This is a genomic window from Flavobacterium frigidarium DSM 17623, from assembly GCF_000425505.1.
Lineage (GTDB): Bacteria > Bacteroidota > Bacteroidia > Flavobacteriales > Flavobacteriaceae > Flavobacterium > Flavobacterium frigidarium.
The window spans coordinates 1-1485 of sequence record NZ_AUDO01000039.1 but is presented as its reverse complement, the minus strand read 5'-3'; the positions used below and the strand labels follow the sequence as shown (position 1 = coordinate 1485).

1 protein-coding gene is annotated in these 1485 nt (G+C 29.2%); it reads right to left on the bottom strand.

Features of this window, described 5'->3' with window-relative positions; genetic code table 11:
- The coding region (locus H603_RS0112790; RefSeq protein WP_157510447.1) for a replication initiation protein at positions 1-373 on the bottom strand (373 nt) is incomplete at its 3' end.
- Between the last annotated feature and the right edge of the window lie 1112 nt (positions 374-1485).

Below are 1485 nucleotides of genomic sequence, written 5' to 3'. Positions count from 1 at the left end.
AAAGCTCAACTAAAAAAGGCATTAATTTATGTGAAACCTGGATTTCAGCAATTCCTTTTTTGATGTGTGCGTAGTTAATGAATCCGCAAGTTAACCAGTCATCGTCTGCTTCGTTTGCATAGGTGAAATTTCGAGAGCGAAATTTTTCTAATGCTTTCCGGGTTTCTTTTTTGTTGTCCTCCTGGTTCACTTCCCGGGATAAGTCGGAAACTTTAATATTTAAAATCAAATCGTCAAAGAGATCACGCTGCCCAGTGTTATATTTGCTGCGGACTTCTTTCACTATATAGTAGAAAATTCGTTTTTCAATTAGTGTCAGTTCATACCTCGAAGAAGTAAGCCGGTTATCTTGAGCAATCACGATTTCTTTCATATCTTTGATTTTTTTAAAAAGCAAATGTAACATATTAAAAGCGTTGTAACAAAACTATAGTTACAAAAGGAGTGAAAATAGGGTAAAAAAGTAACCTGAATCTGTAAAAAAGTTACTTAGTGGGGTAAATAAGTAACTTAAAACTTTGTGAACCCTAGTAAACACAGTACTTAACGGAGTCTAAAAAGGTACTCAAAACAACCATAAAATTACTTTAAAGCATTTTGAGAGAAAAAAAAGGAATTTTAAGATATCATATTGAACTCAAAAAACGAAAATCAATTGCGACAATATTGGAGACAATCCTGAGAGAAAAAAAAGGTAATATATTGAGATGAAAACTAGGCCCCCGCGCGGCTTTTTTTAAAGTGCTGATTATCAGTCGCTTATGATTTTTTACTTAAACATCAAATCAAAAAGTAGAGTGTAATTGCCGGCTCTTTCAAATAGAATTTGATCCTATATTTTCACGCTGAAAGTTTCGGTTACTTTTTTACCCCCTTTAAAATCATAAACATCTGATGTACAAAAAATTAATAAAATTTATTCTACTATAGTGTAATTTAATTACTCTTTACATAAGTAAAATGTATAAGTGTATCAATCTCAACACGATTAAGAAATAGTAAGAAAAACACTAAGCTCCAAGAACCTCTGTAATCCCTTTTAAAAACAGGCTTTAATTACCTTTAATCAGTCTGAAAGAATAAATAAAAGTATATCAATCTCAACACGATTAGCAATAGAACAGAATTATTACCAAGCTTTTCAATCTTTAAGTTATTGCTCAATTAATTTTAGAAAAAGAGAATATTATTCTGTTCTTAAAACAGCTTTTTATTTTTTACAAATAGATTGATAATTGATTTTTTTTATGAATTATCTATTTAGATAAGCATATAAAAGGGTTGATAAAAATAATGATAAACATGGTTAGTCTTTACTTTGTAATTTTGATATTATTTGGTGACTAAAAATATTATTTAAAATAGCTCATTTTAAGACAATATAAGAATAAGCAAGAGGGAACGACGCAAAAGCGTAGTTCAATTTATAAAGTACTGATTTTTAGATATTTATTTTTTTGATACTTTTTGCAATTACCACCTTTT